Here is a 9266-nt window from a genome sequence, read left to right as displayed (position 1 = left end):
CACACATTTTTACCCCCCAACCCCCCTTAAAAGGGGGGCTTGAAGAAATCGTGTGTAGCAAGCGTGCATGAGAAATGGTATTGCCACACATTTTTACCCCCCAACCCCCCGAAAGTCGGGGGGCTTGAAGGAATCGTGTGTAGCCAGCGTGCATGAGAAATGGTATTGCCACACATTTTTACCCCCCAACCCCCCTTAAAAGGGGGGCTTGAAGAAATCGTGTGTAGCAAGCGTGCATGAGAAATGATATTACTCATGCAGTCTTAGGGTGGGGAATTAGTGGGGGGAGAAGCAGTTATAGGAGGTGTTGAAATGTTGGCAATTACTCATGCAGCTATTGCTATTGCTGGGGCTACGGCTATTATTGGTACAATTGAGCCTACGGTATTATTTTGTGCTTGTGTTGCTTCCCAGTTTCCTGATTTAGATACTACTAAAAGTTACTCTGGGCGCGTGCTTTACCCTTTGGCGAAATTCTTAGAGGAAAGATTTCCTCATAGAAGTGTTACTCACTCTTTGCTATTTACTCTTGGTTTGGCTGTTTGCTCTCTTCCTGTATGGTATTTCTTTTCTTGGAAACATTGGCTGGGTATTGTCTTTGGGCATTTACTTAGCTCTGCTGCTGATACTTTTACAAAGTCGGGTGTACGGCTTCTCTATCCAAATCGCGTTGTATGCGTGTGCGGGAGAAATCCTAAGTTGAGGTTAGCTACTGGTACTGGACCTGAGTATATGGTATTGGTGGCAGCACTTGCAATTTTGTTGTTGTCTGCAAATTTGATTAGCGGTGGTGGTTTGGAAAAGCAGTTTGCTACAAAGTTCCTTACTACTAATCAAACTGCTGCTGGTATGTTACTTCAGGAAAGTCAGCGGGCAATCCAAATTCGGGTAGTTGGCACTCGTCGTTATGATAATAGTCAAGTGGATGAGCTTTTCTGGGCAATTGATGTACAAGGTAACAGCACACTGATTGTCTTGGAAGATGACAAAATTCTCCGAGTAGCTGATAACGGTGATATTATCCCTCGCCGCGTGGAGGTAAAGGAAGGGCGGCGACGGATGCGGGTGCGTCGGCAACGCATACAAGAAGTGGATGCCAGTATCTGGGTAAATTCCCTTTCTACTGGTGCAAGAGTATCCGGTAGTTTGCAGCTTGAAACTCCTGCTGAAATTCAACTTCCCCTTCCTGCTCCTGGGGCGATTAATACAATTTCTAAATCTGGGGAGGGTGTAAATCTAGTGTACGCTCGAAAAGAAGAACTTAAAGCCATTGATGAATACTATATATTAAGTGGTGAGGTAGTCATTAAAGAGTTATGAAAACAGCTATCTCACTTGCGTTTATTTTAACTTGTGCAACTGCGGCGATCGCACAGTCTACAGCCGATACTACTGCGCCAGTGGAGACTTTTACCGCTCCTAATAATGCTGGTGCTACTGGTGGTAGTCAGCGCTCTTTGTTACTGTCAGTTACAGTAGATTCACCGGAATTTCTCAAGGTGAAAGAGGGGCAGCAAATAAAAGAAGGAGACACTATTTCTGATAATAGCGTAGAGCGCGATCGCCTATTGCGTCACCGCAAAGGAATTACTTTGCAAGTAGATAACTTGAAGGCGAAACCTATACCTGTGCCATCACCACCGAGTAAAATGCCAGCGGTGAAACCTATACCTAAAGCAAATTACGATGAAGAAGAAGCGGCTATAGCTCAGGCTCAGATGAAGTTAACTCAGGCGCAGGTGCTTTTAGAAGCTCGCACACCTTTCCTTAATGCCGATAACCCAGAGCGCAGGGCGGATGCAGAAAAGGCAGAGTCTGTATTACAAGGTGCTACAACTAAGGTTGAGGAGCAACAGCAGCTATTGCAGACAATGAAAGACATGCAGCTGCAAGTAGAGATTATCCGTCACGAGGAAGCTAAGCTCAAACAGTTAGAAGGAGAGCAGGAGCAAGCTAAATCGGCATTGGAGCGGGAAAGAGCAAGGCTTAATGCTTCCGCTATTGAGCAGCAGCAGCAGTTACAACAACTTAAGGTAAATGTGCGGATGGCACAGTCTGAGTTGGAGTTGTCGAAATCTCGTCTCTCAAATCAGAAGACGCGGCGGCAGATGGAGGAGTATAAAGCTAGTGCTGAAGTGGCACAGAGAGCGCAGAAGGAACAGGAATTAAATCAAGAGTATAATAAACAACAATTGTCTTATGCACAAGCAGTGCGCGATCGTGATTATCAACTGGCTCAATTATCGCTGTCGCTGGCATCGGTGGATGAAAAATTAAGTCAAATTCCGGTGGTAAGAGCGCCACGAAACGGCTATATCAGGAGAATCAAACCTTGGATCGGTAACAATGGGAAGTATACTACTACGCTTACAATTAGCAGCTCTACTCCTGATATTAAATCCCATTCTGGTAAGTAAGTAGGTAAAATTAAACATACAATACATGCTTATGTTCGTAGTACCGTGTGAGCGCTCAGAGCAAAGGTTTTCAGGGCTGTAGACGCGGAGCGGCTTCTCGCAGAGTAGCCCTTACTACAAACTTTCATTTATTTATGCCTACCTGCTTAAAAGCTCAACCGATACCAGTTCCCAAAGTAACCGCGACGGTAAAAAGTCTGGGGATTCCACCACTGCCAACGATAAAAGTAAAAACTAAGGGAGTCATGAGTAAATGTTAAGCTAATGAGCATTTAAGTTGCATAAAGAAAGGGCTAGAGCCGCTTACTACGAACAAGTTACTCTTGAAAAATGAATGACGATTAGCTTAGTACGTAATTCTTCGCTTGTGTTTGAGTTCCGATACAATGAATTTGTTGCTGCATGGATTCGCTGGCAGTAGGTTCTGTTAAAGTGTTAGTAGTAGTCGGTTGTTGCTGCAATACATCCTGGTGTGGGGAACAGTCGGTTGATTAGCACGTATGAGTAAACAATATAGAATATACCTTGATGCTTGTTGTTTCAATCGTCCATTTGACGATCAAACCCAATCCCGTATTTATTTAGAAACACAGGCAGTTATGACAATTCTGAACCAATGTCAATCTCTTAATTGGAAATTAATTAACAGCAGTGCTTTAATTGCCGAATTAAACCAAACACCAGATTTAGAAAGACTAGAAAACGTCAAAAAATTACTTTTCATCGCTAAAATAAAAGTTATTAATAGCGCCTTTATTGAAAACAGGGCAGCCCAACTCGAAAAATTAGGATTCTCAAGCTATGATGCCACCCACATCGCCTGCGCTGAAAGAAGTCGGGCAGATGTATTTCTTACAACAGATGACAGACTCTTCAAAAAAGCCCAAAAAAACTCTCAATTGATTAACGTTTTGATTAATAACCCCGTTCAATGGTTGGCATCCGTAATACAAGTCGAGGAAAGCAATGATGAAAACTCAAAATGAAATTATCAAGCAGGGCTACGATGCCTTAATCAATTCTCTGGGAGTTACCGATACTATTCGGTTTATTCAATATTTCAATCCCGGTAAAGGAGATTATACTAAAGAACGTCATCAATGGCTAGATGAAAAAACTTTGGCTGAGGTATTGGTGGAGATGAAACAACTGCAGTCAGATGACACCAATCAATATGATGAAATTATTGAGTAGCAACGCTTGTTGGAAAATTATGCCCTCTTCGTCATTTTTTAGCACGATTTGAGTGAATAGCACAAGCAGTGCGCGATCGCTCAAAGGGTACTGTGATACAAGCGATCGTGATTATCAACTTGCTCAATTATCGCTGTCGCTGGCATCGGTGGATGAAAAGCTCAGTCAAATCCCCGTGGTAAGAGCGCCACGAAACGGTTACATCAGGAGAATCAAACCTTGGATCGGCAATAATGGGAAGTACACTACTACGCTTACAATTAGCAACTTTACTCCTGATATCAAATCCTATTCTGGTAAAAGCCCAGCCGATACCAGTTCCCAAAGCAACACCTCCCGTAAAAACTCCGGGCAACCTTCCACCACCACCGCCAACGCCAAAAGTAAAAACTGACGGCGTCGAACTCAACCGGTTGTCTCAAAAAGAAGAAGAGCAGAGTGAGGAAAATCAAATAGATACGCAGCAAGCGGAAGAAGAGTCGGATTCGGTTGTACCTAAAACTCAACAAAACCCCTTTGCTCAGCCAAATATTGACAAACTCATAACTCAGCAATTCAATGACGACATGTGGCGAATCATGCGCGGTGGCTTGCCGTGCCTTGAAACTTCAGCAGCGTGTCTTCAGCAGTTACAGGAGAGAGCTGTTACGCAGTCACCATTGTTGAAAGAAATTGATGCTCGAATCGCGGAGGCGAATCAAAAGATTGAGGAAGCCAAAGTTCAAAATAAGAAAAGTATCCAGCTTAGTATTCTGTCTCCAGCATTACAATATATGCTGGGACCTACTACTACAACTACCACACAACAAAGAACACCAGGGCTGCTAGATAATATTGCTGGTATCTTTAGAGGAGACTTGGGGATAATCAATGGGCTTTTGCGAGTAATTGGCGTGCCATTTTTTCAAGGTACACAAGGTGGAGACTCCTCAGCTCAATCCCGTGCCATTCAAATTTCCGATATCAGTGTCAAAGTTGCCGAATTACAGCGCTCCAGGGCGCAATTGGCAGAAACAATTCGAGAGAAAGTAGCTACAAGTTTAGTCAAGTTTGATGAAGCAAGAACCGATTTTCAAACTTCGCAAATAGTAACTGCAAGAGCTACACAGCAGTTTCAAATATATGCTGTAAGGTACACTCGCGGTAACAGCGATACTGAGCTATTCTTATCACGGCAAAATCAATTAGATCATACTAAATCCCAGACTTACTCAGCTTGGGCAAGGATGCGCAGGGCTTTATTTGAGATAAAACTGTTAGTTCTCAGTGTTAAAGATGCGGAGATATAATCGGATTACTTGGTTGTCTAATACCAATTCGCGCGCGAGTAGCAATGGAACAGGAATGTACGCTAAGGCTATAAGCTTTATCCACACAACGTTCTAGCTATAGGATTCGCCAAAGTCCTTTGGATCGCGTAGAGGGCGAAGTTCGCCCCGCTTCAAATGTTCAGCTAAAGTAAACTGATAACGTCCCAACATATTAATATGCTTGTATCCTAAAGGAGAGAGCCGCGCTAAATCCTCAGATTTTACTTCCTCTCCTTGGTTTTGCAGTTGCTTTATCGCTACATCCATGTAGTTCGTATTCCACAATACCAACACATTCACTACCAGCCCTAGAGCACCCAATTGGTCTTCTTGACCTTCACGGTAGCGTTGACGCACTTCACCCCGTTGTCCGTGGAAAGTCACCCTGGCTAAACTGTGGCGACCTTCTCCTCGGTTAAGTTGGGTGAGGACGCGACGGCGATAGGTTTCGTCATCAATATAAGGTAGCAAATATAACGTCTTTGCTATTCGTCCTAGTTCACCGATTGCTTTTGATAAAGTCGAAGAACTACTTCCACCCTGCAAAGTTCGCATCAACTCAGATGCACTTACAGTCCCCAATTTTAGGGAACCAGCAACACGCAACATATCATCCCAGTTATTAGCAATTAATTCAGTATTGACTCGGTTACGTGCTAATCCATTAAGCGCACCATAATTAGCACTCTCGTCAATTCGCCAAAACCGAGTCTCACCGATGTCTGCAATTCGTGGGCTGAACTGATAACCCAGCAACCAAAATAGACCAAATACCACGTCACTGTAGCCTGCTGTATCGGTCATAATTTCAATTGGACGTAAACTGGTCTGTTGCTCCAACAATCCTTCCAATAGGAAAAGGGAGTCACGCAGTGTACCAGGAATAATGATGCCATGAAAACCAGTAAATTGGTCACTGGTAAAGTTGTAATAGGTAATGCCGCGTCCCACACCAAAGTATTTGCTGTTGGGTCTAGCATTAATAGTCCGCACAGGAACTGTAAAGCGTAGTCCATCAGCAGATGCTACCTCGCCTCCTCCCCAGGCTCGCACTAGGGAAATGTGAGTTTGGGCATCAACTAATCTGGCATTGGCACTAGTCAGCGTTTCCATGCGGATATAGTTTTGTTGTACCCACGAGAGGCGTCCGCGAGTTAATGCAGGGACATCAGGGCGGATCAATGGTTCCAGTCCAATATTACAAGCTTCGGCTAATAGCACCGCACAAATACTTGTAGATAAGTCCTCTACACGGGCATTCTCTTTGCTCAAATGGGTAAATTCATTGGCAAATCCTGTCCTAGCTTGGATTTCTAAAAGAATTTCTGGTAAATCAGCTCTCGGCAACATCTCACTCACTTGATCTCGAAGGACTATCAAGCTAAGTGGCTCCTCCAACTTGTCCAGCCCAGTTAATACTATTGTGTCGCGCCCATCAACTTGTTCAATACGTACTGCGGCATTAGTAGGTAAATTAAGAGCGGTACGACGATAAGCTTCATCAAGTTGGTGTGCCAATGCTTCCAACTCCAATTGAGGAGTGGGATGAAGGTCTAGGGTACGGCACACAGTAGGACGTGCTGAAATCCAAGCATCACCTTGCAAAAGTTTTGCACGTGGGTCGCCCCATCGTAGACTAGGAGAAACAAACAAGTCCCGACGGCGCAAAGTGTGACGCAAGCGTTCTAACACGCAAAATGTGTAAGCGCGGCGGTCTATTTCACCATTAGCAGTTTTCACTAACCGCAGCCAGCTTTTACTTACAAAGGCTAGTGGAGCCACACTCATGTCAGGTTTTTTACGTCCCTCAATGGTATGAAGAAATTGCAGCGCCTCCAGGATGGGTTGTCCAGCCTCTGTCCCCTCAAATTGAATTGTATGTAAAAGCCGTGGTAAAAAGATACGGACATGTTTCCAACGGCGCATCATCACATCACCATAATCGTCATCGTCAGGTCGCGCCAGTGCCTCTACCTTGGAAATTGCCTGTGTCAACTGCTCTTTGCTGATGCGTGTGAAAATTTCATCACGTACCTTCTGGTCATCACAAGTAGAATCAAGGAGAACTCCACAAGCTTTGCACAATTGCAACGCCGCAGCGTCCAAGTCTTTGATGGTACGCAGACGTTCTCGCTCCCCAATACGTTTTGACGAAGCTAATAAATCTCCAATCAGCAAATCAAGTAAATCTATGGCATCATCCGTAGCCGTGGCTTCTAAAACATGAACAAAAGCCAGCAGTGTAGCTGTTCTGCGTTCAGGAGGCATCCTAGCAATAGCTTGGGCGCGTACAGAAGAAGCTGTTCGGGCTAGCACCTTCAGTTGACTTTTAGGGATAGCAGATAATGATAGTGTATTTACTCCTATAGCTCGCACCTCAACCAATCGGTTTAAAGCACCAACCAAAGCCGGAGCCGAGGAGCGGGTAGGGGAACGGCGTAAACGGTCTAGGGGTGTAGTGCGGGTGTTAGGAGTGATTTGCAGTAAATCATCCAAACGTGTCCGTTGCAAAGTGTTAGGAAGTTGGGACAGAACTCGCCACAGACGGTTAGCAGCACGGTCGCGCACACTGGCAACCAAACGTGCTAAAACACTAACACCAGGCAAGAGAATTTTTCGCTCAACTAACCGTGCTGTAGCGAGGTCAAATAGGATACTTGGACGTTCTGCACTTAACCATGTACGTCCATACAACCAACGCACCAATCGCCAATGTTCGGGCTGGTCACTAAAGTCTCGGTAGCCGTAATGCTGCTGAATCTCGCCCGCGTGTTCTCTATGAGTGGTATCCCGCTCAAGATAACGGGTTAAGCACCCAAGGTCGGTAATGCCCAACTGATTGGCTACTTTTTCCACAACAAGATTTGGCACTTCTATTGGATTGCTCAGAAAAGTACCTAAAAACCTAACCGTGCATAGTTGTAAAGCAAAGCCAAGACGGTTGTGGTTTCCACGTCTTTTCTTCACCAGTTCAGTATCAGCATCATCTAAATGAAAATAGCGAGCCAGTTGAGCTGGAGTAGGCTCAAGAGCATAGCGACCATAACGTTGTTCTTGTTCATCAGTTAGGAAATCAACGGGCATCTTTTATATTCCCGCCCCGAATAAAGGCTATTGTTACCCTTATATTCCTGTGATAATAATCTTTACTACAGGAATTTTTACATGTATTCCTGACTATACACCAGTTTGAATACTGTATTTACTGCATGTTATTTTATTATTATCACAGGAATCTTCGGAAGCACGGGATCATGAAATCCCCCAAAGTACCAGAATTAACTTTAAAGGCAGTTGTCGCTGACTTCCTGGCTGATTTGGCTCATGCTCATCGGTCGGTTCACACTCGCCGTGGATATGCAACCGATTTGCAAAGATTTTTAAACTTTTACTCTGGCTCGCTAAGGTACATCACTACAGACCACATACGCAAGTTTTTTGATACCTGTATTCATTTTAGTATTGCAACTCAAGCACGCCAGCAGTCAACTTTAGCCAGTTTCTTCAACTGGGCTTACCGCCAGGAATTAATTGATACCAACCCGATGGCAAGGATTGAGCGAGTCAAGCTGACTTCTCCAAAGCCAAACAGTATAAGTCGAGAGCAAGTTGAGAAGATTCTGGCTGTAATTCCTAAATCTAGGTATGCTGACCAACTTTTGTTTCGGCTACTGTTTGAAACGGGACTGAGAGTAGGAGAAGCACTGAGTCTATATATTGAAGACCTTACCTTGACTACTGATGATGAACATATCAACGTGCTGGGTAAAGGCGGCAAACGGCGCACGGTATTACTGGATGATCAGCGATTAGTAGCAATGCTACGCACCTACCTCAAGCAAACTGGATATAAATATGGACCACTGTTCCGAGCCCTTAAGAATTTTAGGGGTGGTTCGTTACGTTACCAATCAGTTCAACAGAAGTGGTCTGGCTATTGCAAAAACGCTGGCATTACTTGTCGTATTCACGACCTGAGACACGCACATGCAACTGAACTGATTAACGAAGGAGTGAGTCTAAATACTATACGCAAGCGTCTTGGTCACAAAAACTTGCAAACTACCCTCCGTTACGCAGAAGAGTCGGATGCTACTGCCGATGCAGAACTACGCGCTTGGCGACGACGCCACGATCAAAACCGAAGATAACGATCGCGCTCATTTTTCCCAATATCTAGAATGTAATGTCTGTAAGCTTTTCGGGCTTAGCGTACATTCCTGTTCCATTGCTACTCGCGCGCGCAATTCTTCTTGTAGTTGCTACACATCTTTACCCCCCAATCCCCACCCCCCCCAACCCCCCCTTATTAAGGGGGGGCATGAAGGGATCGTGTGTAGCCAGC

The 9266-nt window shown here is 44.7% G+C and carries 8 protein-coding genes; 7 read left to right on the top strand and 1 reads right to left on the bottom strand.

All coding sequences use genetic code 11. The features are described from left to right. The first annotated feature begins 312 nt into the window (after positions 1 to 312). The 6 genes from ICL16_RS18355 to ICL16_RS18335 all read left to right on the top strand — a co-directional run bounded on the left by ICL16_RS18355 (position 313) and on the right by ICL16_RS18335 (position 4900). Positions 313 to 1320: a metal-dependent hydrolase gene (locus ICL16_RS18355; protein ID WP_190830412.1), complete on the top strand. Its 1008-nt coding sequence runs from the start codon at positions 313 to 315 to the stop codon at positions 1318 to 1320. Then, positions 1317 to 2417: an HlyD family secretion protein gene (locus ICL16_RS18350; RefSeq protein WP_190830410.1), complete on the top strand. Its 1101-nt coding sequence runs from the start codon at positions 1317 to 1319 to the stop codon at positions 2415 to 2417. Before ICL16_RS18355 ends, ICL16_RS18350 begins: the two co-directional genes overlap by 4 nt. Positions 2418 to 2917: 500 nt before the next feature. Continuing rightward, entirely contained in the window at positions 2918 to 3403 is a 486-nt protein-coding gene (locus ICL16_RS18345) for a PIN domain-containing protein (RefSeq protein ID WP_190830407.1), read from the top strand. Beyond that, positions 3387 to 3611, top strand: coding sequence for a hypothetical protein (locus tag ICL16_RS18340; RefSeq protein ID WP_202895605.1), 225 nt, complete (start codon positions 3387 to 3389; stop codon positions 3609 to 3611). Before ICL16_RS18345 ends, ICL16_RS18340 begins: the two co-directional genes overlap by 17 nt. 52 nt (positions 3612 to 3663) lie before the next feature. Further along, complete coding sequence (locus ICL16_RS45720; protein ID WP_238360829.1) at positions 3664 to 4005, top strand: hypothetical protein; 342 nt, start codon at positions 3664 to 3666, stop codon at positions 4003 to 4005. A 19-nt stretch (positions 4006 to 4024) separates the two neighbouring features. Then, complete coding sequence (locus tag ICL16_RS18335) at positions 4025 to 4900, top strand: TolC family protein (protein ID WP_238360828.1); 876 nt, start codon at positions 4025 to 4027, stop codon at positions 4898 to 4900. Positions 4901 to 4993: 93 nt separating this feature from the next. Here ICL16_RS18335 and ICL16_RS18330 read toward each other — a convergent pair whose 3' ends face one another. Next, positions 4994 to 8005 (bottom strand): Tn3 family transposase, encoded by a 3012-nt coding sequence (locus tag ICL16_RS18330; RefSeq protein WP_190830395.1) that lies wholly within the window; start codon positions 8003 to 8005, stop codon positions 4994 to 4996. A 170-nt stretch (positions 8006 to 8175) separates the two neighbouring features. On the opposite strand from ICL16_RS18330, the gene ICL16_RS18325 reads away from it, so the two are divergent. Next, a complete protein-coding gene (locus tag ICL16_RS18325; RefSeq protein ID WP_190830392.1) occupies positions 8176 to 9072 on the top strand; it encodes a tyrosine-type recombinase/integrase in 897 nt (298 codons plus the stop codon). Positions 9073 to 9266: the final 194 nt, after the last annotated feature.

The organism is Iningainema tapete BLCC-T55, assembly GCF_014698965.1.
Lineage (GTDB): Bacteria > Cyanobacteriota > Cyanobacteriia > Cyanobacteriales > Nostocaceae > Iningainema > Iningainema tapete.
This window is presented reverse-complemented; position numbering and strand designations above follow the sequence as displayed.

What these genes read in the sequence shown, in the direction of transcription:
- ICL16_RS18325 (WP_190830392.1), top strand. Translation starts at nt 8,176, where the DNA reads ATGAAATCCCCCAAAGTACCAGAATTAACTTTAAAGGCAGTTGTCGCT.
- ICL16_RS18355 (WP_190830412.1), top strand. Translation starts at nt 313, where the DNA reads ATGTTGGCAATTACTCATGCAGCTATTGCTATTGCTGGGGCTACGGCT.
- ICL16_RS18340 (WP_202895605.1), top strand. Translation starts at nt 3,387, where the DNA reads ATGAAAACTCAAAATGAAATTATCAAGCAGGGCTACGATGCCTTAATC.
- ICL16_RS18330 (WP_190830395.1), bottom strand. Translation starts at nt 8,005, where the DNA reads ATGCCCGTTGATTTCCTAACTGATGAACAAGAACAACGTTATGGTCGC.
- ICL16_RS18345 (WP_190830407.1), top strand. Translation starts at nt 2,918, where the DNA reads ATGAGTAAACAATATAGAATATACCTTGATGCTTGTTGTTTCAATCGT.
- ICL16_RS18350 (WP_190830410.1), top strand. Translation starts at nt 1,317, where the DNA reads ATGAAAACAGCTATCTCACTTGCGTTTATTTTAACTTGTGCAACTGCG.